This is a genomic window from Ruania halotolerans, assembly GCF_021049285.1.
Taxonomy (GTDB): Bacteria; Actinomycetota; Actinomycetes; order Actinomycetales; family Beutenbergiaceae; genus Ruania; species Ruania halotolerans.
On sequence record NZ_CP088017.1, the window covers coordinates 3462776 to 3485796 of the forward strand.

Sequence of the window (23021 nt, forward strand, 5' to 3'; positions counted from 1 at the left end):
CGTCGGCACGAACCCTAGGCTGGGTACACGATGAGCACCGTCCGCGTTCCGGCCACAGCTGCGGCCACCCTGCATTCCGCCGTCGTGAACTGGTACGCCACGCACGCGCGCGATCTCCCCTGGCGTGCACCTCACGCATCTGCCTGGAGCGTGCTGGTCAGCGAGATCATGCTGCAGCAGACCCCCGTGGTGCGGGTTGAGCCGGCGTGGCGGGCGTGGATGCAGCGCTGGCCCACACCGGCGGACCTGGCCGCAGCAAGCCCAGCAGAAGTGCTCCGGGCATGGGACCGGCTCGGCTACCCGCGCCGCGCGCTCCGGCTGCGGGAGGCCGCAGCCGCGATCACCGAGCACCACGACGGCGAGGTGCCCGCCGACGAGGAGGCACTGCTCGCGCTACCCGGGATCGGGAGCTACACGGCTGCCGCCGTCGCCGCCTTCGCGTTCCGACGGCGATCAGTGGTCCTGGACACGAACGTACGCCGGGTGCTGGGCCGGCTGTTGAGCGGAACGGCCCTGCCACCACCGTCACCACGACGCACCGAGGCGGAGATGGCAGCCGAGGTGCTTCCTGCCGACCCGGAGGCCTCGGCGCGATGGAACGTGGCCGTGATGGAGCTCGGCGCATTGGTGTGTACGGCTCGCTCACCCCGGTGCGGGCAGTGCCCGGTCGCAGACCAGTGCCAGTGGCGGACGAGCGGCTACCCGGCCGATGAACATGCCGCCCGACGGCGCACCCAGGCCTGGCATGGCACCGACCGGCAGGCGCGTGGCCGGGTCCTCGCCGCATTACGCACTCAGGACGAGCTGCGACCGGAGGAGGTGCGGGAGCTGTGGCCCGACGCCACCCAGCTCGAGCGCGTGCTCACCGGCCTGCGCACCGATGGGCTCGTGAGTGCCATCGCCGACTTGGACGGCGTAGTGACCGGCTACCGCCTGCCACAGGGCTGAGGAACTACGCTCATTGACATGGCCGCCGTACCCACCACACCACCGGACGTGGTGATCGCACGCGCGTTGCGGGCCCACACCCGCACGTTGCTGGCGATGTGCACGATGGCCGTGGTGCTGGCACTGATCGGCGCCGGGGCGCTGCAGATGGCCGGGCCGAACTGGGACGATCTGCGCATCCTTGCCGGGCTCACCATGCTCGGTTCCGGGCAGCTGCTGGCGATCGTGGCTGCGATCGTTTCGGCTGTGGGCTGGATCGGACTTGTCCGAGCCGTCGGGGCGCCCGGTACTGCCGAGAGCACCCGCGCTGTCACCGAGGGTCTTCCGCGCCGGCAAGTCGAGACAACTGCCCGCAGGCTCGCTTTACTGATCCGGGTCACGCTGGCAGTGGCGGCGGTGGGCATCACCGTGTGGGTGCTCGCGGCGCCAGGTGGTGTGATCGGTGCCGCGGTCGGGGCCGTCCTGGTGCTCCAGGTGGCAGTGGTGATCGCGATCGTCAGGGTCAGTGTGCTGGTGCGTCCGCGCCGGCCGTAGCGGCACGGCGGAGCTGTTCCACCGTGCATGATCCGGGGGCCTGCCCCGTCCGTGCCGCTCGCCCGGCCCAGCGGGTGAGCGTGCCATTGACTGGTGTGGGAACCCCGTGCTGCTTGCCGAGCATGACAATCTCACCGTTGAGGAAGTCCGCTTCGATCGACCCGGTGCCGCGCCGCAGGGACTGCCAGCTGGATCCGCCGAGTCGCGAATGGCCGGGAACGTCGCCCACACGCAGTGACGGGCGCAGGGCAGCCTCCTCATCCGGCGTCGCCCAGGAGATTCCCGCGGCGGCGAGCGCCGCCTCGCCCTCCGTCCGGGCCTGCGCGGCCAGATGCGCGCTGTCGGGGTCATCGCCGGCCAACGCCTCGACGGCGTTGCCCAGGTTGGCAAGCAGTTTCGCGAACTTCCAGCGCATCACGTCCGCGCGCACCGGGGCGGCGAAACCGGCCGCTTCGAGGTCGGCAGCCACCTGACGGTCAACGTCGTCCACTCCGTCGGGCCACCGGCCCACATGCAGCACACCGTGCACCGGAGTGCCCTCGGCCACGACCACTCCGGGTTCGAGATGGGTGGTCGGCAGCCACAGGCACATGGCGTGCACATCGGCGAACACCCGGGCAGCGTGGGGCTCGTTCGCCACACCGTTCTGTGCCAGGAACACCGGAAGCCGCTCCGCGGCCGTACCGCCGCTCGATACGGGCACATGCGCCCACGCATCGAGCGCCCCTGCAGTGTCCTGCCCCTTCACCGCGAGGATGAGTACGTCATCCTCCTGCAGGCCCCTCGGCGCCGATGGTTCCCCCAACTGCTCCGGTCGGTTCACCACGGGAATCCGGTGCCTGCTCGTCCCGTTCGGGGTGAGTAATGTCAGACCGTCAGTGGCCAGCGCACGGCCATGCGCGCCCCGCGCCACCAGCACCACCTCGTGACCGGTGGCATGCAATGAGGCGCCGATCGTACCTCCGACGCCGCCGGCACCGATCACGATGTATCTCACCGTCTCAGCATCTCATTTCGTGACGCACCTGGCTCAACCGCCGGAGGTGTTGAGCCACAGGAAGACGATCACCACGATGATCAGTAGCAGCCACGCCCACCCGGAGGTGCTGGATGTGCCGTCACCGCTTCCATACCGGTTCCGCCGGGACCGATACGAACTGGAGGACGAACCTCCCCAGGACCTGCTGGACCGACTCGATCGGGACGAGGAGCGCCCGAACGAGGACGATGAACCGCGTGAACGTCGCGACGAGCCGAACGACCCGCCACCGGATCGCCGCCCGAAGGATCGACCGCCGGAGCGTCGACCGAAACCACCTCTGACCTTGCCCATGGCGATGAACGTAGCCGCTGCCGAGCCGGAGCGCACTGGGCAGAACTCCCCGAGGGCCGCCGGTCCTAGCCGAGCGTGCGCAGCATTCGCGTATTGCCGAGCGTGTTCGGCTTCACCCGGGCCAGATCGAGGAACTCGGCGATGCCATCATCGCGCGAGAGCAACAACTCGCGATAGACCTCCGGATCCACCACGTCCCCCTCGATCGGGGCGAACCCGTGCCGACTGAAGAAATCCACTTCGAAGGTCAGGCAGAACAGCCGGCGCAACCCGTACTCTTCGGCGCGCGCCAGCAGCGCCTCGAGGAGGGCGTGCCCGATCCCCACGCGGATCAGGTCGTGGCGCACGGCGAGTGTGCGCACCTCACCCAGGTCCTCCCACATCACGTGCAGGGCGCCGCAGCCGACCACCTCCCCCTCCAGCGTTGCCACCAGGAACTCCGGCACTGATTCGAAGTACCCCACCATGTCCTTAGCGAGGAGGATCCGTTCGTCCGCATACGGCTCAACCAGCGCCCGGATCGTCCGCACGTCCGCCGGGCGAGCGGGGCGGATCTGGAGTTCAGCGTCCGTACTCATGGGATCACCCTGCCACGGGCGCATGGCGCAGCCGCTCCAGCACCGTGCGCGCCGTGGTCTCATCGATGATCAGATCGGTGGCCACCCGGGCCCGCAAAGCGCCGAGCAGGGCCGGCACTTTCGCCTCTCCCACGGCCACGCAGACCCGCCGCCGCAGGGTACGCAGCTCCCGCGGTGAGGGTCCGGTGGCACGAGCGTTGATGGCGATGTCCCGATACGTCCCGTCCTCGCGAAGGAAGACCGTGCACACATCGCCCACCACGCGATCGGCCGTCAGTTGGGTGATCTCGGAATCATCGAGGTACCCGGCGTTGTAGACATGGCTGGGAACGTCTGCGGCCAGCGCGCCCACCCCGAACAGGGCGATATCAACACGGCGCTGGATGTCCAGCACCCGGCGAACACTGCGCTCGCGCCACATCGCAGCCTTCGTCTCGGCAAAGTCGAAGAATGCCGGCACCGGGAACAGGTGCGGGGTGGAATCGAAAGCCCCGGCAATCGTCGCGATCAGGTCGCCTGCGTAGGTGACTCCCCCGGCGAAGGTGTTGGCGGCGCCGTTGAGCTGCACCACGGTGCTACCACGCACGGGGTTCGGCGCCAGATGACCAGCGATCGCCGTCACGGTAGTCCCCCACGCCACACCCACGACCATGTCGGCACTGACCCACTCGCCCATCAGCCGCGCGGCCACCATGGCCACCTGCTCGAGCCGATGCACCTCCGTGGCCCGTTCGCGCACCGGCACCACATGCGCCTTGATCCCGAACGTGGCCGAGAGCCGATGGCCGAGGTCTGCACCCGATCCGCTGGGCTGACGCAGGGAGATCCGCACGATCCCCTCCTCGCGCGCGGACTTGATCAATCGCGAGACGGTGGACCGCGAGACCCCGAGCGTCTTGGCGATGACCTCCATCGTCTGGTCCTGCAGGTAATACATCAGCGCCGCACGATAGGCGTCGTCCTCACGCACTCTCTCACCCTTCCCCGGCCTCGCCTGCACATATGTGCACGATGCTTGCGCACTCTTGCGGTGAGAGCAAGCATGAGCCGCGAGGGTGCCCCCGGTAGCGACGCGGCATCTTCCACGACTCAACGGAGAGGCAGACGCGTGCAGGGAGACCAAGGGGCTCACACCCGCTCTGCGGCCAGCGCGAGACAGCCCCTCTCCAGCCGTGCAGTCGGCGCGGACGCCGGGTCCGCACCGCAGAACACTTCCCCTGACGAAAGTGAGAACCGATCGTGAACTTCTCCGCGATCTTCGTGCCCGAGCTGTTCGGGACGATGATGCTGACGCTGCTCGGTTGCGGTGTCGTCGCCAACGCCGCACTCCCGGGCACCAAGGGCAATGGTGGCGGCTTCCTGATGGTGAACTTCGGCTGGGGCCTCGGCGTCTTCGCCGGTGTGTTCGTAGCACTCTCCAGCGGTGCACACATCAACCCGGCCGTGACCATCGGGCTGCTCGCCAACGGGGCCGAGGAACTCGGCCCCGACATCCCCGCGACAGCCGGCAATGCCCTGATCTACATCCTGGCGCAGGTGGCCGGAGCCTTCCTCGGAGCAGTGGTGTGCTGGTTGGCATACAAGCAGCACTTCGACGCCGACTCCGACGGGCCCACCAAACTAGGGGTGTTCTCCACGGGCCCGGCGATCCGGTCCTACGGCTGGAACGTCGTGACCGAGGTGATCGGCACGTTCGTGCTGGTGTTCGTGGTGATCTCGTTCGGCTTCGCCGGCGAGCAGGCAAGCGCGATCGGTTCGCCGCTCGCTGTGGCTCTGCTGGTGGTCGGCATCGGCGCCAGCCTCGGTGGCCCCACCGGCTACGCCATCAACCCGGCCCGTGACCTCGGTCCGCGCATCGCGCACGCGCTGCTGCCGATCAAGGGCAAGGGCACCAGCGACTGGAGCTACTCCTGGGTTCCGATCGTGGGCCCGCTCATCGGCGGAATCATCGGCGGCCTGAGCGCTGCCGCGATCTTCTGATCGACCCCGCTTAGCACTGACACATACCGTCCGCCCTCCTGCGGACACCAACACGAGCAGAAGGAGCACTCATGGCGCAGTACGTCCTCGCAATCGACCAAGGCACCACCAGCACCCGGGCGATCGTCTTCGACCATGCCGGCGAGATCGTCGAGAGCGGCCAGCTCGAGCACGAACAGATCCTCCCGAAGGCGGGATGGGTCGAACACGATCCGATGGAGATCTGGCGCAACGCTCGTGAGGTGGTGGGGCTCGCCCTGACCCGCGCGAACATCACCTCCACCGATCTCGCCGCCGTCGGTATCACGAACCAGCGTGAGACCACCGTGGTGTGGGACAAGAACACCGGCGAGCCGGTGTACAACGCGATTGTCTGGCAGGACACCCGCACCCAGAAGATCGCCGACGAACTCGCCGGTGACGAAGGCCCCGAGAAGTACAAGGCGAAGGTGGGGCTCCCGCTGGCCACCTACTTCTCCGGACCGAAGATCAAGTGGATCCTTGACAACGTCGAGGGCGCTCGCGCGAAGGCCGAGGCAGGCGACCTGATCTTCGGCAACACCGATTCCTGGCTGATCTGGAACATGACCGGCGGCACCGACGGTGGGGTGCACGTCACCGACGTCACCAACGCCTCGCGCACCATGCTGATGAACCTCGATTCGCTCAGCTGGAACGAGGACATCGCCGCCGATATGGGTATCCCGGTCTCGATGCTTCCTGAGATCAGGTCTTCCTCCGAGGTATACGGCAAGGGACGCCCGAAGGGAATGATCCCGGACATTCCCATCGCCGGAATCCTGGGCGACCAGCAGGCGGCCACCTTCGGCCAGGCCTGTTTCGAGGTGGGGATGGCCAAGAACACCTACGGCACCGGCAACTTCATGCTGATCAACACCGGTGAGGAGATCATTCCCTCGGAGAACGGTCTGCTCACCACCGTTGCGTACAAGATTGGGGACAACAAGCCGATCTACGCGCTCGAAGGTTCGATCGCCGTGACCGGATCGCTCATCCAGTGGCTGCGGGACAACCTTGGTCTGATCTCTTCCGCACCCGAGGTGGAGGATCTCGCCAAGACCGTCGAGGACAACGGCGGCGCATACTTCGTGCCGGCGTTCTCGGGCCTGTTCGCCCCGTACTGGCGCGGTGAGGCCCGTGGGGTGCTCGCGGGACTGACCCGGTTCGTGAACAAGGGCCACATCGCCCGGGCCGCACTGGAGGCCACCGCCTTCCAGACCCGTGAGGTGCTGGACGCGATGAACGCCGACTCCGGTGTGGATCTGACCGAGCTCAAAGTGGACGGCGGCATGATCGCCAACGAGCTGCTCATGCAGTTCCAGGCCGACATCCTGGGCGTGCCGGTGGTACGGCCGAAGGTGGCCGAGACCACGGCACTGGGCGCCGCCTACGCGGCGGGCATCGCCGTCGGCTACTGGTCCGGTGAGCAGGATGTGATCGACAACTGGGCCGAGGACAAGCGCTGGGAGCCTGCGATGGACGCGGACGAGCGTGAGCGCACCTATCGGCTCTGGAAGAAGGCGGTCACCAAGTCCTTCGACTGGGTGGATGCCGACACCGAGTGAGCACCGCGGCCCGGCCGGCCGGCTCGCCGCACTGATCGGACGGCGGTCCACCCAATGGGTGGGCCGCCGTCGTCATCATCGTGGTCGCACTCCCCCGTCGTGCTCCGCGTGCACGTTCGCTCGAGGAACCGGTTTCTTCTACGATGGGCAACGGACGCGATCATGACACCCGGGGAGGCACCGTGAGCAGCCGCGTGCCCACCATCGCCGAGGTCGCTCGCGAGGCGGGCGTATCCCGGGCCACCGTCTCCCGGGTGATGAACGGCCGATCCACCGTTGATCCCGACCTCGCATCGCGGGTGCGCGAGGTGGCCGCCGGCCTGAACTACTCCCCGAGCCGGGTGGCCCGCGGCCTCTCCCTCGGTCGTACCCAGACGGTGGGTCTGCTTGTGCCGGACCTGGGCAACCCCATGTTCCAGCAGGTGCTCCGCGGGGCCAATCAGGCCGCCACCCGCGCCGGCTACCGAATCCTCGTGGCGGATAGCATCGAGGAACCGCATCGGGAGGCCGAACTCGCCATCGAGGCGCGACGACGATGTGATGCATTAATCCTGTGCTCACCGCGGATGCCCGAGGACGAGCTTGCCCAGGTCCTCGCGTCCACGCACCCCGTGGTCCTGGTCAACCGCGAGCCCCAGGGCACCGGCGCCCCGGCTCTCTCGGTCGACTATGCCGCCGGGATCAGGGACCTGGCCGAGCACCTGATCGGCCTGGGGCACGAACGTCTCCTCTACCTGGCCGGGCCGGCGAGCAGCGCCTCGAACGCTGCCCGCGTGCGGAGTCTCGACGCCGTCGCGGCGCAGTACCCGCACGTGTGCCTCACCCGTGCAGACTGTGGCTCGATGATCGACGATGGCTACCGCGCCCTCGATGTAGTGCTCGGATCAGGAACGACGGCGGTCCTCGCCTTCAACGACCTCGTGGCATTCGGGCTGCTCGGCAAGCTCAATGAGGCAGGAGTACGGGTGCCGGAGGATCTCTCCGTCGCCGGATTCGATGACATCGCCTTCGCCAAGTACGCCACACCATCGCTGACCACGATGTCCGTCCCGCAGATGGACCTCGGACGGCATGCGTGGGAACGCCTGCATCAATTGCTCGAGGGGGAGCCGGAGAGTCCGTCGCTGCACCTGCGGCCGCGCCTGGTGGCTCGATCCAGCACCGGCCCCGCCGCTCGCCGACCTGGCGGGCTCACCACCGACGGAGACCGAACCCCTCGATGACTGCCGTCCTGACCGCGCTGGGCACTATGGCGGTGATCGCGTTCGCCGGCTGGGTGCTGGCCACGTTTCGTGTGCTGGGCCCAGGTGCGCAGCAGGTGCTGGCCCGCCTCGTGTTCGCCCTGGCCACGCCGTCGCTGCTGATCACCACGATCGGCGAGGCGAACTTGTCGCTGCTCCTCACTCGGACCGCCGCGACCACCGTCATCAGCACCTTGGTCGTCGCCACCACGGCAGCCGCGATCTTCGGCGGACTCCTGCGGCGTGGACGGGGACAGGCCACAGTGGCGACCCTGGCAGCGAGCTACGTCAATGCCGGCAACATCGGCATCCCCGTGGCCATCTACGTGCTCACAGACGCACTCGCGGTGGTGCCGACGATGCTGATGCAGCTGCTGGTGCTCGCCCCCACGGCCTACGCGGTGCTGGACACCGCGGGCGCCGGACGGCGCGAGCTGGTGCTCCGGCCATTGCGCAGCCCGCTCACCATCGGGGCGCTGATCGGTCTTGCGCTGGCCATCGTGCCCTGGACGCCGCCAGACGCCGTGCTGCAACCCCTACGGCTGGTGGGCAGTACCGCCGCGCCGCTGGCACTGCTCACCCTGGGGATGTCTTTTGCTCCCCTGCGCCGCAGCGATGCCCCCTCGACAGCATCGGCGTCGAAGCCGGCGCCCCCGCCAGGGCACTGGCTGGATGTGGCCATCGTGGCCACATTGCGGGGGGCGGTTCATCCAGCGCTCACCTTTGCGGTGGCTCACGCCCTCGGCGTGGCCGAGGAGGACATGCTGGCGGTCGTGCTGATGGCTGCACTCCCGACGGCGCAGAACGTGCTGGTCTATGCGCTGCAGTTCGACCGCGGCCTGAGGATCGCGAGGGACTCACAGGTGATCACCACGGCGGTGTCGATCCCGTTGCTGGTGGGTGTGGTCGCACTGCTGCACTAACCGCCTAGGCTCCGAACGTCATCTCCCGGGCCTGCGCATAGCGCTCGGTCAAAGACTGCGCGGCAGCCCCATCGAACGGGTACTCCTTCGCGCCCGAGAGCGGCCACTCGGGCGCCTGAGCCGCCCCGGAGAGCGCCCATGCCGCCTGGCGGGCGGCGCCATCGGCCACGTACTCGCCCGGTTCCGGCACGGTCACGGGCACACCAAGCACGGCCGGTGCGATCTGCCGCACTGCCTCAGACTGCGCGGCACCGCCGATGAGGAAGACCCGCCGCACCGGTACACCCTGGGCGCGCAACGCCGTCATGCCATCAGCGAGTGAGCACAGCACCCCTTCGACGGCGGCCCTCGCCAGGTGCGCGGGCGTCGTGTTGCCCAGACGCACACCATGCAGCGCGCCCGAGGCGTCCGGTTTGTTCGGGGTGCGCTCACCCTCCAGGTAGGGCACCAGGGTGAGTCCGTCCGCGCCGGCGGGTGCGGAGAGCGCCAGCGCGGAGAACTCCTCATGACCCACACCGAGGAGACGCCCCATCGCATCGAACACACGACTGCCGTTGAGCGTGCAGGCCAGCGGCAGGTACCGTCCGGTGGCGTCGGCGAATCCGGCGACCAGCCCCTCGGGGTCGGCCACCGGAGTGTCGCAGACGGCGCTGACCACTCCCGAGGTGCCGATCGAGACGGCCACATCGCCGGGAACCATACCGAGGCCGAGCGCGGCCGCGGCGTTGTCGCCGGCACCGGCACCGAGGACGGATCCCTGCCTCTCGCGCGCCACTGCGCCGGGCGCCACCACCGTGGGCACGCCGATACGGCGGCCGAACGCGCGCTCGAGCAGATCGAATCGGTACTCGCCGCTGGCAGCGTCGAAGTAGCCGGTACCGGAGGCGTCCGAGCGGTCAGTGGTGAGCCGCTCGAGGCTGTTCCCGCCCGCACGGCTCCCGGGGCCGTCTCCGGCCAGGCGCCAGGTGAGCCAATCATGCGGTAGGGCCACTGCGGCCACCCGCTCGGCGTGCTCTGGCTCATTCTCGGCAAGCCAGCGCAGCTTGGTGGCGGTGATCGAGGCCACCGGAACTACGCCGACCTGTTCGGCCCAGGCACGCGCTCCGGCATCAGAGTCACCCTCGCCCAGCTCGGCGATCAGATCCGTGGCGGCCTGCGCACTGCGGGTGTCGTTCCACAACAGCGCCGGGCGCACCACATGTCCGTCGGCGTCCAGCGCCACCATGCCGTGCTGTTGCCCACCCACTGCCACGGCCGCAACATCGTCCAGTCCCCCGGCGGCAGAGACCGCCACCTGCAGGGCGTCCCACCACGCCTCGGGGTCCACCTCAGTGCCTTCCGGGTGGGGCGCGGAGCCGAAGCGTTGTAGCGCCCCGGTCTCCGCATCGCGGATGACCACCTTGCAGGATTGGGTGGACGAGTCCACCCCTGCGACCAGCGTCCCCGTGTGGGGGTGTTCGGATAGGTGCGATGTCGGCGTCGTCATCTGGCTAGTTTCACCCGATCAGGTGCCGCAGGGCCAACTGGTTCAGCTGGACGAAGCCGGCATTGCGAGCACCGGCCGCGTCGACGTCGTAGTCCTCGAATGCGGAGCGGTCGGCAAGCAGATCGGCAAGGGCCTCCCCCTCGCCCAGCGTGGGTTCGGAGAGCTCGAACACTCCGGAGGTCTCCAGCGCGGCCTGCACCTCGGGGTCGGCTCGGTAGGCCTTCGCCTTCTCGGCCAGCAGCAGGTAGGTCTCCATATTCGCGCGGGCGGAGTCCCACACACCCTCGAAGCCCTCGGTGCGGGAGGGCTTGTAGTCGAAGTGGCGCGGACCGTCATAGGTGGGGCCACCGCCGGGGAACCCGTTCTCGATCAGGTCCACGGTGAAGAAGGCGGAGAGCAGATCGCCGTGCCCGAACACCAGGTCCTGGTCGTACTTGATGGAGCGCTGCCCGTTCAGGTCGATGTGGAAGAGCTTGCCGGCCCACAGTGCCTGGGCGATGCCGTGGGTGTAGTTGAGGCCCGCCATCTGCTCATGCCCGGTTTCGGGGTTCAGACCCACGATATCGCCGTGTTCGAGCTCGGCGATGAAACCGAGGGCATGGCCCACGGTCGGCAACAGGATGTCCCCGCGCGGCTCGTTCGGCTTGGGCTCCAGGGCGATCTTCAGGTCGTACCCCTGGGACTTGATGTAGGCGGCGACGGTGTCGACACCCTCGCGGTAGCGATCGAGCGCGGCGTTGACGTCTTTCGCCCCGTCGTACTCGCTTCCCTCGCGCCCGCCCCACATGACGAATGTGGCGGCCCCCATCGACGCGGCGAGATCGACGTTGCGGATCACCTTGCGCAAGCCGAATCGGCGCACGGACCGGTCATTGGCGGTCAAGCCGCCGTCCTTGAACACGGGGTGGGAGAACAGGTTCGTAGTGACCATCTCGATGGTCAATCCCGCCGCATCCGCGGCCTTCTTGAACTCCGCGAATCCGCGCTCGCGGGTGGCGTCGTCAGCGCCGAAAGGGACCACGTCATCGTCGTGGAAGGTCACGCCCCACGCGCCGGCCTCGGCGAGGTGGGGGAGGTACTCGGTGGGGTCCAGTGCAGGCCGAGTGGCCTGGCCGAACTGATCCTGCGCCGCCCAGCCGACGGTCCACAGACCGAAGGAGAACTTGTCGTTGGGGGTGGGGGTGGGGGTGCGCACCATCGCGGGCTCCTCGTGAGGTGAGAGTCAGTGTTTGTTGTACCGTACAACTTATCGACGGGATCGGCTAGGGTCAAGGAATGGATCGCCCCGCTCGCGCTGCCCGCCAGGAGAGTCTGCGAGAGCACAACCTCGCCCTGGTGGCCCGCACCATCCTGCGGGCCGGAGCCCCTCCCTCGCGGGCTGAGGTCGCCACCCGCACCGGCCTGAACCGAGCAACGGTCTCGCGGCTCGTGGCCGAGCTGGTGGCCGGCAAGCTCGTGGTCGAGGAGGCGCCCGTCTCAACGGGTGCCGGCCGCCCCGCCACGCCGCTGCGGCCGGCACCACGGACGATCACCGGGCTCGGGCTCGAAGTGAACGTCGATTTCATCGGAGCACGTCTCGTGGACCTGGCCGGTGGGCTGGTGGCCGAACGGATCGAACCGGGCGACTACCGCGGCACGGACCCGAACAGAACTCTCGCCCGGGTAGCGATCTTGGGGCGCACGCTGATCGACGAGACGCCGCAGGTGCGGATCGCCGGCACCGGGGTGGCCTTACCGGGCCTGGTCCGGGAGGAGCGCCTGCTCACCGCACCGAACCTGGGTTGGCAGAATCTCTCGCCAGGGACTCTCATCCTCGACGCCGCCCCGGAGCTGGCGCCCTTCCCCCTCACCTTGGGCAACGAGGCACGCTTCGCCGCACTCGCCGAGTTGACTGCTGGACCGGACGATTCGTTCCTGTACGTCTCCGGCGAGGTGGGGATCGGCGCTGCGATCATCAAGGACGGCTCGTTCTTCACGGGGTTGCACGGGTTCAGCGGTGAGCTTGGCCACGTGTGCGTTGACCCGAGCGGCCCGCGTTGCCGGTGCGGTGCCCGCGGCTGCCTTGAGACCTTCGCGGGCACTGAGGCGATGATCGCGGCCGCCCACCTTCCGGACGGCGCCGGCCTCACCGAACTCGCCGCGCGGCTCGCCGAGGGGGACGCCCACGCACAGGAGGCGGTGCGCAACGCTGCCGCCGCACTGGGCATCGCGCTGGCCTCTTTCGTGAACCTGGTGGACATCGGCCACATCGTGCTCGGGAATGCACTCGCCGAACTCACCGACGACCTGCGGCCAGGGATCGAGGCAGAGCTGCGCACTCGAATACTGGCCGCACAGTGGGCACCGCCACTCTTACGGACCGCCACGGCGATGGCCCACCCGGCCCTGACCGGTGCAGCTCGCGCCGCACTCGATCCCGTGATCGCCGACCCGAGCGCGTGGATCGCCGAGCACTGAGCCCTTCCGATCTGTCCGCGAATCAGTCACCGGTGGGCAGCGGGAAGGCGTCGTAGTACATGCGCACGCGCCGTTCATCAGAGGGCGCGCCCTCACCGCTCTCCCGGCGACGACTGGCCCTGTTCGTGTGCTCCTCCAGCACCTCCTGGACCGCATCATTCATCGCGGCGAACTCGTCCAGCGTCAAGGAAGCCGTGGTGGACTGCTGCAGGCTCGCCTCCACCCAGGATGGCGAGGCCTGCGCGTCCTCAAACCACGTGCGCAGCGCCAGCACCCGCTGCTCGAGCAGCCCGGAGAGCACGGTCCCAGCCAGTGAGCGCAAGGCCGGATCTTCGCGCGCCTGCGCATCCGGGATGCTGAAGGACGACGCCTGCCACCACCGCTCCCGGCCGGTCCCCCGCCCGGCATCCTCCTCGACCAGACCGTGCCGGGCGAGCTGACGGAGGTGATAGCTGGTCTGAGCACTACTCTCCCCGAGCTGCTCAGCCAGCTGCGTGGCCGTGGCTGCACCTCGATCGGTGAGGTAGGCGAACATCCGGATCCGCAGCGGATGGGCGAACGCCTTCATCGCGGCATGGTCCAGTGGCGGCTCCCGACGGCGCTCCGGCATACCAGTCTCACTCTCCCTCTAGACATGCAGAGTTTTCTCTGCAAAACTTTCTCTGCATAGATACCTCTGCAACAGACTACCGGGAGCACACCATGGCGCAGCAGACCACTGCCACACCGCTCGGGCGGCGGTTCTGGGCGCTGTTCGGAGCGACTGCCACCTCCAACCTGGCCGACGGCGTGCTGATGGTGGCCGCACCGCTCCTCGCGCTCACACTGACGACGTCGCCCTTGCTGATCTCGCTACTGCCGGCGGCCACCTGGCTCCCGTGGTTGCTCCTCGGCCTGTACTCGGGCGTGCTCATCGACCGGGGCGACCGGCGGCGAATCTTCCTGATCGCCACAGCCGTGCGAATCACCGTGCTCGCTGCACTGGTGGGCACCGCATGGGCGGACGCGCTGTCCATGCCCGCACTGCTGCTCGCCCTGCTGGCGTTCGGATGCGCCGAGGTGTTCGCCGACGGTGCGGCGAGCACGATGATCCCTGCCGTCACCCCACGCTCGCGCCTGGGTGCCGCGAACAGTCGATTGCTCGGGGCTCAGCAGGTCGCCAACGGATTCCTCGGCGCACCCTTGGGCGGCCTCCTCGCATCGGTCGGAGCCGCCTGGGCATTCGGCGTGCCCGGCCTGCTCTGTGCACTGACCCTGATGACCGTGGCTGCAGGGCTGCGAGGCCCCTACCGGGCCCGAGGCGCCAACGCCAACGGCCCCTCGGCCACCAAGCCCAGGATGCGCGCCGAGGTGCGCGAAGGGCTGGTCTTCCTTGTTCGGCATCCGGTGCTGCGCCCGGTCCTGATCGGCGGAGCAGCGCTCAACTTCGCGAACACGGGATACTTCGCCGTCTTCGTGCTCTGGGCGGTGGGACCGGAATCCGCAATCGGCCTCGACCCGGCGCAGTTCGGCCTCATCTCCACGGCAATCGCAGCAGGCGCCGTCGCCGGTTCCGTGGCCGCCGAGGCACTGCTGCGCCGATTCTCCGAAGCCCGGTTGATCGGAGTGAACTGGCTCGTGAACTCGACTCTGCTACTGGTGCCGCTGCTCCTGCCGAACCCGTGGGCCGTCGGGGCAAGTTTCGTGCTGATCGGGGCCACCAACACGGTCGGCAACGTGGTCAGCCGATCGATGCGCCAGCGTCTGGTCCCCGACGCGATGCTCGGCCGGATCGGTGGAGCCTCGGCCACCGTCGCCTACGGCACGATGCCGCTGGGAGCCGTCCTCGGGGGCGTCGTCGGCGAATTCGCCGGACTGCCCACCGTGTTCGTCTGCGCCACCGCGATCTGCATCGCCTTCTCGATCTTTGTCCTGCACACCGTGACCCCACCTCTGGTTCGGGCGGCCGACGAGGCAAGCCTGAGCCACCAACCGAAGGAGAACGTATGAGCCCGCTCACCGGCACCCCATGGAACTCGCAGCGTTGGCTGCCACCGCAACCCACGCCGTCGGGAAGGCCCGCACACCAGGGGCGAGGAACGCGCCGATTCGCCACCCGCCGCACCAGCACGCACGGCCTGCGAGACTGACCATCATGTCCGCTGCGCACGTACGCCATTCGACCGCCGATCGCGCGTGGTGCGACGATGCCATCCGCAAAGTCCAGGCTGATGCGCAGCGGTCAGCGGACACCCACTTACACCAGCTGATGGTGCCCGAGGGCTGGGGCGTGGACGTCTATCTCAAGGACGAGTCGGTCCACCCGACCGGCAGCCTGAAGCACCGGCTCGCCCGCTCGCTCTTTCTGTATGCATTGGCCAACGGATGGCTGACCTCCACCTCCACGGTGATCGAAGCGACGAGCGGCAACACGGCAGTCTCGGAGGCCTATTTCGCGAGAATGCTCGGCCTGCCCTACATCGCCGTGATGCCGCGCAGCACCTCCGCCTCCAAGGTGGCGCGGATCGAGGCCTACGGCGGGCGCTGCCACTACGTGGACGCCGCACCGGACATCTACGCCGAGGCCGAGCGACTCGCCGCCGAGACCGGTGGCCATTACCTCGACCAGTTCACCTACGCCGAGCGAGCCACCGACTGGCGCGGGAACAACAACATCGCCGAGTCGATCTTCGAGCAGCTGAGCGCCGAACGGCACCCAGTCCCCACCTGGATCGTGGCAGCGGCCGGGACCGGTGGGACGTCCTCCACGATCGGGCGCTACCTGCGGTACAAGCGATACCCCACCCGGCTGCTCGTGGTGGACCCCGAGAACTCCGCCTACTACCCCGGGTGGGCCGATGGCGTGGCCGACTACAGCACCGGTATGCCCTCCCGGATCGAGGGAATCGGACGACCCCGGACTGAGGCGAGCTTCATTCCCTCGGTGATCGACGAGATGATCCCCGTGCCGGACGCAGCCAGTATCGCCGCGATGCGGCACCTCGACGCCACCTTCGGACGGCGTGCCGGCCCGTCCACCGGAACGTGCCTGTGGGGCGTGTGGTCGATCGTGGATCGGATGCGCAGGGCCGGTGAAACGGGCAGCATCGTCAGCCTCATCTGCGACTCCGGCGACCTCTATACCTCGACCTACTACGACGACGCCTGGGTGGCCGACAAGGGACTCGACCCTGCGCCCTACCTCGCCCGCCTAGGGGCGTTCTTCGAGGGCGGCACGCTCGCCTGAGCACGATCCCGTCCGGCAACGGTCTGGGAGACGGAAGCTCCGCCGTCGGAAACTGAGAGCGCTTACCATGAGGCCATGCCCTCCGTGACCCTGAGCGACGTTGCCCGAGAGGCGGGAGTCTCACTGGCGACGGCATCCCGCGCCATCAACGGCAGCGCCAACCGCACCGTCCGGCCTGAGCTGCAGGAGCGCGTGCTGGCCGCTGCCGCCCGGCTCGGCTACTCCCCCGACGCGAACGCCCAGGCGATGGCTCGCGGGCGCACCGCCACGCTCGGTCTCATCGTGCATGACATCGCCGATCCCTACTTCTCCTCGATCGCCGCGGGGGTGACGGCGGCGGCAGAGGCCGAGGGGTTGATGGTGACGCTGGCCAGTACGGGCCACCAGCCGGAGAAGGAACTGGCGTTCGTCGAAGTGCTGCAGAGCCAACGCGCTCGGGCAATAGTGATCGCCGGTGGTCGCCAGGACGACGATGAGGTGAACTCACGGCTGCGCGCCGCCCTCTCCGTGTACCAGGCACGGGGAGGCACGGTGGCGCTGATCGGACAACCGATCTTCGAGGTGCACACCGTGGCGATCGACAACATCGGCGGTTCCGCCGAGCTGGCCCGGGCGCTCCACGGCATCGGATACCGGGAGTTCGCCATCCTCTCCGGCCCACGGCGCCACCTCACCGGCGCCGAGCGCACGGAGGGATTCCTGACGGCGCTCGCCGAGCTGGACATCCAGGTACCCGCTGAGCGCGTGGTGGAGTCGGCATTCACACGGGACGGCGGCTACCAGGCGATGACCGAACTGCTCAGGCGCACGGGTGCCCGGGCACAACCACAGATGGCCGTCTTCGCCGTCAATGACGTGATGGCGATGGGCGCTATGGCGGCCACCCGCGATGCCGGACTCGCCGTGGGTGTGGACGTGCCGATCGCCGGATTCGACGACATCGTGACCCTGCGCGACGTCACACCCGGGCTGTCCACCGTGGCCGTGCCACTGCTTGAGGCGGGCCGCAGCGCCACCGCGATGGCACTGTCCGCCGTCACCGGCGAGCCGGTGGTGGAACGTCTCGGCGGCGAAGTCGTGCTGCGCGACTCCACGCCTGCGGTCTAGGACGCGGCCTGGCCGGCGGGCACGCGCATCAGCCGATGAACTGGCCCAGCCACTCCAGGTCGTCCGGCTGGTCGATCCGGTACGAACCGCCGATCCCGGTGCAGGTGGTGTTCACCCCGTAGGAGGTCACGCCCACGACGACGTCGGTATCGGCGATGAACGTCGGCCCGCCCGAATCACCGGAGCAGGTACCCCCGGTGTTGGCATTGTTCGTGAGCGTCACGGAGTGGCCCGCACCCTGCTGACCGAACATCCGGTCATCCCGGATGAGATCGACGGTGGCCTGCAGTTTGATCCACTCAGCCTGGGTCAGTGCCGCGGCACCGCCGGAATTGGGAAGGCTGCGCTGGAGACCGTAGCCGACCACGTCGAAGGAGTCGCGATCCTTCTTCTTCGTCGCGAGCTGGGCATCCCAGTAGCCCTGCTCGGGTAGTTGGCCGTAGGAGTCGAAGGTGACCGGCTCGTCGAGTTCGACCACGCCCACGTCATGCAGGAAGAACTGCGCGTCGTCATACTCCGGGTGCGAGTACGGGGTACCGGTGGCATCCGCGGAATCCAGGTCGACGATGTCCGGACGCTCCTCTCCTTGGAGGTCGTCGTCGAACCAGATCGCGACGGCGTCCGCACCGAAGGTGCAGTGCCCTGCCGTCAGGTAGGTATCCGGGTCCATCATCGTTCCGGAGCAGCGCCATTGTGGCTGAAGCACACCGGCGTCGTCTTCCGCATAAGCGATCATCAGTCCGACGTTCGGATGTTCGCCCGCGTCTGCGTCGCCATATCGAATGGCCGAAGCGGGTGCTGCGGTGGCAGCGATCACGGCCAGTCCAATCACACCGGCGGCCAGGGGTCGAGTACGCATCGTTGCGAGTCCTCTCTCGTGTTCTCGGTGAAAGAACTCTAGGCGCGCCTGCAGGTTTCGGCCATCAGGCCGCTCCAACGAGCGTGATCGGCTCGCGTCACGCAGATGGATCGACCGCACCACACCCGTGTCGACCACGCCTCGTGCTCTCTGCGTGGGCGCGATCCCGCCGTCCGATCCCTGATCCGCAACGCCATTGCACCCCACAGAGCGAACGGGTTGACCGCTCCACCCGGCCGACCGTATGCTCCGGAAAGCGCATTCCACTAGAGACCTGGTCCACGATCTTTCAGGAGATGTTCATGAGCACCCGAACCCTGCGTATCGCGATGAACGGCATCACCGGCCGGATGGGGTATCGCCAGCACCTGCTCCGGTCGATCCTGCCGATCCGCGACCAGGGCGGCGTGCTGCTGCCCGATGGCACCAAGGTGCAGGTGGAGCCGATTCTCGTGGGGCGCCGGGAGAACGCCCTTGCCGAGATCGCCGCCGAGCACAACATCGCCGAGTGGACCACCGACCTCGACGGCATCATCAACGATCCGGCCACTGACATCGTCTTCGACGCCTCGATGACCAGCCTGCGCGCCGACACCCTGACCAAGGCGATGAAGGCCGGCAAGCACATCTTCACCGAGAAGCCCACGGCAGAGACCCTCAGCGAGGCCATCGAGCTCGCCCGGTTGCGCACCGAGACCGGCGTGACCGCCGGTGTGGTGCACGACAAGCTGTACCTTCCGGGCCTGGTCAAGCTCCGCCGTCTGGTCGACGAGGGCTTCTTCGGCCGCATCCTCTCCCTGCGCGGGGAGTTCGGCTACTGGGTGTTCGAGGGCGAGCACCAGGCCGCCCAGCGCCCCAGCTGGAACTACCGCGCCGAGGACGGCGGCGGCATGACCACCGATATGTTCTGCCACTGGAACTACGTGCTCGAGGGAATCCTCGGCTCGGTGAAGTCGGTCACCGCGAAGACCATCACGCACATCCCCACCCGCTGGGACGAGAAGGGCGCCGAGTACCCGGCCACGGCCGACGATGCGGCCTACGGCATCTTCGAGATCGCCGGGCCGAACGGTGAGGACATCGTCGCCCAGATCAACTCCTCCTGGGCCGTGCGGGTCTACCGCGACGAGCTGGTCGAGTTCCAGGTGGACGGTACCCACGGTTCGGCCGTGGCGGGACTGAACAAGTGCGTGGCGCAGCAACGCGCGCACACCCCGAAGCCCGTGTGGAACCCGGATCTGCCGGTCACCGAGTCCTTCCGCGATCAGTGGATGGAGGTGCCGGCCAACGGCGACCTCGACAACGGCTTCAAGGCCCAGTGGGAAGAGTTCCTGCGCGACGCCCTGGCTGGGCGCGAGCACCGCTACGACCTGCTCTCCGCCGCCCGCGGCGTGCAACTGGCCGAAGCGGGCCTGGCATCCTCGGCCGAGGGTAAGCGCGTCGAGCTCGACCCGATCTCCCTGTGACCACCGCACCCCCCGACGGCGGAGCTGCTATGACCGACCTCTCTCGCCTCTCCCTGAACACGGCCACCACAAAGAACCTGACCCTCGCCGAGGCGGTCCGGGTGGCCGCCGAGGCCGGGCTGCCCGCGGTCGGGCTGTGGCGCGACCGGGTCGCCGAGGCCGGGCTGGAGAACGCGGCCCGCATCGTGCGTGATGCCGGGCTGCGGGTGTCCTCACTGTGCCGGGGAGGCTTCCTCACTGCCGCCGACCCGGCCGAGCAGGACCGCGCCATGGAGAGCAACCGCGCCGCGATCGTCGAAGCCGCCACGCTGGGTACATCCGAGCTCGTCATGGTGGTCGGCGGCCTGGGGGCCGCGAGCGCCCCGGGTGGCCCGGCACTGCCCGGCGGCGATAAGGACATCGTGGCCGCACGCACCCGGGTGGCGAACCGGATCGCCGAGCTCGCGCCGTTCGCCGCCGAGCACGGGGTGCGCCTGGTGCTCGAACCCTTACATCCGATCTTCGCGGCCGACCGCGCCGTGCTGTCCACTCTGGGCCAGTGCCTGGATCTGGCCACGGACTTCCCGCCGGAGCAGGTGGGCGTGGTGGTCGATACCTATCACGTGTGGTGGGACCCGGCCCTGCGCGACCAGATCGTCCGCGCAGGCCGCGAGGGTCGGATCGCGTCCTATCAGGTGTGCGATTGGATCTTGCCGCTGGCCGAAGACGCCCTGCTCTCGCGGGGCTTCATGGGTGATGGGTACATCGACTTCCCCACGATCACCCGGTGGGTGAGCGAAGCCGGGTACAGCGGCGACGTGGAGGTAGAGATCTTCAACCAGGAGATCTGGGACGCCCCGGGCGCCGAGACCGTGGCCACGATGGCCAAGCGCTATACCGAGTTGGTTCAGCCCTACCTCTGATCGAATCTGCCCGGTGATCCCTTCTTCAGGTCATGATGGAGAGATGGGGACGGGGCAGGTCGAGGATTTCATCCTCGATAGCGAGCCTGCGGCGGCAGGACATCGTGGCCCGGGCGGGGGCGAAGCGGAGCGCCCTGATGCCAGCGCCCGGCGGCGTAGCGCGCGCAGGTGGCGCCGCTCGCCCTGGCCGTGGGCGGCCGTGGCCGTGGTGCTCGTCGCTGCCGGGGCGCTGGTCTCCCCACGCGGTGAGCGCTCCCCAGAGACCGCCTGGGCGGTGGACCTGGAAACCGGCTCTGCGGCCGGGGCGTGGCTGGTCGATGACCGCATCATGGCCACGACCGCAGCCGGCCTCATCGCGCTCGATCCAGCCGATGGCGCCGAGATCTGGACCCTCCCGCTGGATGACCCCACCTGCACCAGTGAGGGCGGCACCCTGACCTGCGTCGACGGGGAAGGCCAGGACGCCACCATCACGACCGTCGATAAGGGCGGCATCAGATCGACGCTTCCGATGCCGGACGCGCAGGTGGCAACAACGGTCGGCAGTGACCTGATCGTGGCCGGAATCGCCGACGGTCGACACTGGCTGGGCCGATACGACGCCGAGGGTTCACAGCGTTGGAAGGAGGCTGTAGAGGTTGTCTCCACCGACAACACATGGAGGAACATCGAGGTCCAGAATGGAGTTGTCATAGCCCACGCGTCGGGATCACTGCGTGTGACCAGTGGAGTGGTCGTGCCCCTCGCGCTGCATCTCGACACTGGTGAACCGGCAACGATGACGTTCCCCGGGCCAGGCGGGTTGAGCTCGACCGGCAACGTGAGTGATGCTCGATCCGAGCACAGGGAGATCGCGCCTCGCCACCATCCGGTGTGGCTCTCGCTCGCGCAGCTGAACATGCCCGAATATCCAGATGCCCTCGTCACGCTCGGAGCCGTCCGTGCAAACCCGAGCGGCAACGACGTGATGACGTTCGACGGTGCGCCTCTTGCCGCCGTGGGATCGACCGTCTACACCACAGACGTGGCACACGACCGGACCGACCTTCTGGCCTATGACGTAGCGGACGGAGATCTGCTTTGGTCTGCCCCGCTTCCGGGCCGGACCGCTGCCATCTGTCCGTGCGCAGCATCCGACCAGTATCTCCTGCTCGTCACCGCCGAGCACCCGATAGACGACGCTCTCCCTGCTCACGTGGTTCGGCCGAGCGTCCGGTCGCCGCCAGGCTCAAGTCAGCGTCTCGCCACACCTGCATGCGTTGGTTGCCGACGACTCCCGGTTCTTCGTACTCACCGAAGGAGCCCTGACTACCTACGAGCCGACCCGCTCCGGCCCTTCTTGAGCGAGCACGCCCCTAGGTCTTTCTCTGCCGCGGGACCATTCCGCCCAACTGGCGAGCCGGCTCATCTTGCCTACGATGGATGGAGCAGGTGCCCGGCGGGACTTCCGCCGCAGCGTACCGATGCCAAGCACGACTTCTCAGGAGGCGACGATGACGAACATCACCGGCAACGACGGGCCCATCACCGAGGTACGTGAGGGTATGACCGTCTTCGACTCCACTGGAGAAAAGGTCGGAACTGTGCGGGAGATCCAGATGGGCGACCCGCAGGCAGCCACCGCCAAGGGCCAGGACAGCGGCAACACCGGCGGCATTGTTGGCTCCATCGCGGACGCATTCAGCACCGGCTCGCTCCCGGATGCGGCCAAAGAACGGCTCGCGCGGCTGGGCTTCGTGCGTGTGGATGCCAGCGGTTTGTTCGCCGGCGACCGATACGCCGCCAGTGATGAGGTCGCTGCAGTCCGCGACGACGCCCTCCACCTTTCGGTCCCGGGCGACCAACTCATCGGCTGACTCTCGGTTAGCCAACCGGTCGCGGGTACTCGCCGAAGGGCACACCCACCGCGTGTATACGATCGGTGAATCACCGAATCGCTCGTCGATCTGGCTCCCAGATCGACGAGCGATTTCTTTACGGCGGTGCATGATGGACTCAGCACCTGGCGCCGCTCCCCCTGGCCATGGGCCACCTCGGCTGCGGTGTTGGTACTGGCGGATGTGCTGATCTCACCGCGCGGAGAGTGGCGATCACCGAGGTCAACGGGCTGTCAGCCTACGGGCCGGATGGTGAGTTGGTCTGGACCGTCACGCTCGACGATCCCGCGTGCACCCGGGCCGACGATGGACTCACCTGCGTGCACGGCGAAGGCAATGAGGCATCGATCGCCACGATCACGGCATCCGGCGAGATCGTCGCCGACCTGTCGTTTCCCCGAGCAGATATCGGCCATGCGGTAGACGGCGAGGTCATAGTCGCCGGGGCGGGACCTGCAGGACAACGGTCCCTGGCTGGGCCTGTATCGCACGCCGGGTGAATGGGCCAGGATCTGGAA

General features: G+C 68.1%; 22 protein-coding genes. 15 read left to right on the forward strand and 7 right to left on the reverse strand.

Annotation, left to right across the window (positions count from 1 at the left end; translation table 11 throughout):
* Nucleotides 1-30 precede the first annotated feature (30 nt).
* Nucleotides 31-948 carry an HhH-GPD family protein gene (locus tag LQF10_RS15625; protein ID WP_231064738.1) on the forward strand — a complete coding sequence of 306 codons (918 nt, stop codon included), beginning with the start codon at nt 31-33 and terminating at the stop codon, nt 946-948.
* Between the two features lie 18 nt (nt 949-966).
* Nucleotides 967-1482 (forward strand): hypothetical protein, encoded by a 516-nt coding sequence (locus tag LQF10_RS15630; RefSeq protein ID WP_231064739.1) that lies wholly within the window; start codon nt 967-969, stop codon nt 1480-1482.
* Here the strand turns inward: LQF10_RS15630 and LQF10_RS15635 are convergent.
* The 3 genes from LQF10_RS15635 to LQF10_RS15645 form a co-directional block, all read right to left on the reverse strand.
* Nucleotides 1451-2479: a ketopantoate reductase family protein gene (locus LQF10_RS15635; RefSeq protein ID WP_231064740.1), complete on the reverse strand. Its 1029-nt coding sequence runs from the start codon at nt 2477-2479 to the stop codon at nt 1451-1453. The two genes, LQF10_RS15630 and LQF10_RS15635, sit on opposite strands and share 32 nt — an antisense overlap.
* A gap of 401 nt (nt 2480-2880) precedes the next feature.
* Nucleotides 2881-3393: an amino-acid N-acetyltransferase gene (locus tag LQF10_RS15640; RefSeq protein WP_231064741.1), complete on the reverse strand. Its 513-nt coding sequence runs from the start codon at nt 3391-3393 to the stop codon at nt 2881-2883.
* Between the two features lie 4 nt (nt 3394-3397).
* Entirely contained in the window at nt 3398-4363 is a 966-nt protein-coding gene (locus LQF10_RS15645; RefSeq protein ID WP_290371111.1) for a sugar-binding transcriptional regulator, read from the reverse strand.
* A 269-nt stretch (nt 4364-4632) separates the two neighbouring features.
* Between LQF10_RS15645 and LQF10_RS15650 the strand changes: the two genes are divergently transcribed.
* The 4 genes from LQF10_RS15650 (at nt 4633) to LQF10_RS15665 (ending at nt 9123) form a co-directional block, all read left to right on the forward strand.
* Nucleotides 4633-5373 carry an MIP/aquaporin family protein gene (locus tag LQF10_RS15650; protein ID WP_231064742.1) on the forward strand — a complete coding sequence of 247 codons (741 nt, stop codon included), beginning with the start codon at nt 4633-4635 and terminating at the stop codon, nt 5371-5373.
* Nucleotides 5374-5444: 71 nt separating this feature from the next.
* Complete coding sequence (gene glpK / locus LQF10_RS15655) at nt 5445-6959, forward strand: glycerol kinase GlpK (RefSeq protein WP_231064743.1); 1515 nt, start codon at nt 5445-5447, stop codon at nt 6957-6959.
* Nucleotides 6960-7141: 182 nt separating this feature from the next.
* Nucleotides 7142-8182: a LacI family DNA-binding transcriptional regulator gene (locus LQF10_RS15660; RefSeq protein ID WP_231064744.1), complete on the forward strand. Its 1041-nt coding sequence runs from the start codon at nt 7142-7144 to the stop codon at nt 8180-8182.
* Nucleotides 8179-9123 (forward strand): AEC family transporter, encoded by a 945-nt coding sequence (locus LQF10_RS15665; RefSeq protein WP_231064745.1) that lies wholly within the window; start codon nt 8179-8181, stop codon nt 9121-9123. The genes LQF10_RS15660 and LQF10_RS15665 overlap by 4 nt, the downstream gene beginning before the upstream one ends.
* 4 nt (nt 9124-9127) lie before the next feature.
* Here the strand turns inward: LQF10_RS15665 and xylB are convergent, their stop codons facing one another.
* Together xylB and xylA are read right to left on the reverse strand one after the other, a co-directional pair.
* A complete protein-coding gene (gene xylB / locus LQF10_RS15670; protein WP_231064746.1) occupies nt 9128-10609 on the reverse strand; it encodes a xylulokinase in 1482 nt (493 codons plus the stop codon).
* A 10-nt stretch (nt 10610-10619) separates the two neighbouring features.
* Nucleotides 10620-11807 (reverse strand): xylose isomerase, encoded by a 1188-nt coding sequence (xylA, locus tag LQF10_RS15675; protein WP_231064747.1) that lies wholly within the window; start codon nt 11805-11807, stop codon nt 10620-10622.
* A 77-nt stretch (nt 11808-11884) separates the two neighbouring features.
* Between xylA and LQF10_RS15680 the strand changes: the two genes are divergently transcribed.
* Nucleotides 11885-13066 carry an ROK family transcriptional regulator gene (locus LQF10_RS15680; RefSeq protein ID WP_231064748.1) on the forward strand — a complete coding sequence of 394 codons (1182 nt, stop codon included), beginning with the start codon at nt 11885-11887 and terminating at the stop codon, nt 13064-13066.
* Between the two features lie 22 nt (nt 13067-13088).
* On the opposite strand, the gene LQF10_RS15685 is transcribed toward LQF10_RS15680, so the two are convergent.
* Nucleotides 13089-13676, reverse strand: coding sequence for a winged helix-turn-helix domain-containing protein (locus LQF10_RS15685; protein ID WP_231064749.1), 588 nt, complete (start codon nt 13674-13676; stop codon nt 13089-13091).
* A gap of 92 nt (nt 13677-13768) precedes the next feature.
* Between LQF10_RS15685 and LQF10_RS15690 the strand changes: the two genes are divergently transcribed.
* The 3 genes from LQF10_RS15690 (at nt 13769) to LQF10_RS15700 (ending at nt 17399) form a co-directional block, all read left to right on the forward strand.
* Nucleotides 13769-15055 (forward strand): MFS transporter, encoded by a 1287-nt coding sequence (locus LQF10_RS15690; RefSeq protein ID WP_231064750.1) that lies wholly within the window; start codon nt 13769-13771, stop codon nt 15053-15055.
* Between the two features lie 145 nt (nt 15056-15200).
* Nucleotides 15201-16292, forward strand: coding sequence for a PLP-dependent cysteine synthase family protein (locus tag LQF10_RS15695; protein WP_231064751.1), 1092 nt, complete (start codon nt 15201-15203; stop codon nt 16290-16292).
* 75 nt (nt 16293-16367) lie between these two features.
* On the forward strand, nt 16368-17399 hold the full coding sequence (locus LQF10_RS15700; RefSeq protein ID WP_231064752.1) for a LacI family DNA-binding transcriptional regulator: 1032 nt from the start codon (nt 16368-16370) through the stop codon (nt 17397-17399).
* Nucleotides 17400-17427: 28 nt separating this feature from the next.
* Here the strand turns inward: LQF10_RS15700 and LQF10_RS15705 are convergent, their stop codons facing one another.
* Nucleotides 17428-18258, reverse strand: coding sequence for a S1 family peptidase (locus LQF10_RS15705; RefSeq protein ID WP_231064753.1), 831 nt, complete (start codon nt 18256-18258; stop codon nt 17428-17430).
* Nucleotides 18259-18560: 302 nt separating this feature from the next.
* Between LQF10_RS15705 and LQF10_RS15710 the strand changes: the two genes are divergently transcribed.
* The 5 genes from LQF10_RS15710 to LQF10_RS15730 all read left to right on the forward strand — a co-directional run bounded on the left by LQF10_RS15710 (nt 18561) and on the right by LQF10_RS15730 (nt 23003).
* Entirely contained in the window at nt 18561-19724 is a 1164-nt protein-coding gene (locus LQF10_RS15710) for a Gfo/Idh/MocA family protein (RefSeq protein ID WP_435531410.1), read from the forward strand.
* Nucleotides 19725-19753: 29 nt separating this feature from the next.
* On the forward strand, nt 19754-20626 hold the full coding sequence (locus LQF10_RS15715) for a sugar phosphate isomerase/epimerase family protein (RefSeq protein ID WP_231064755.1): 873 nt from the start codon (nt 19754-19756) through the stop codon (nt 20624-20626).
* A 43-nt stretch (nt 20627-20669) separates the two neighbouring features.
* Nucleotides 20670-22166 carry an outer membrane protein assembly factor BamB family protein gene (locus LQF10_RS15720; protein ID WP_231064756.1) on the forward strand — a complete coding sequence of 499 codons (1497 nt, stop codon included), beginning with the start codon at nt 20670-20672 and terminating at the stop codon, nt 22164-22166.
* The gene (locus tag LQF10_RS15725; protein ID WP_231064757.1) at nt 22120-22482 is read left to right on the forward strand and encodes a DUF2171 domain-containing protein; all 363 of its coding nucleotides are present in this window, start codon (nt 22120-22122) and stop codon (nt 22480-22482) included. Before LQF10_RS15720 ends, LQF10_RS15725 begins: the two co-directional genes overlap by 47 nt.
* 227 nt (nt 22483-22709) lie before the next feature.
* Complete coding sequence (locus LQF10_RS15730) at nt 22710-23003, forward strand: hypothetical protein (RefSeq protein ID WP_231064758.1); 294 nt, start codon at nt 22710-22712, stop codon at nt 23001-23003.
* Nucleotides 23004-23021: the final 18 nt, after the last annotated feature.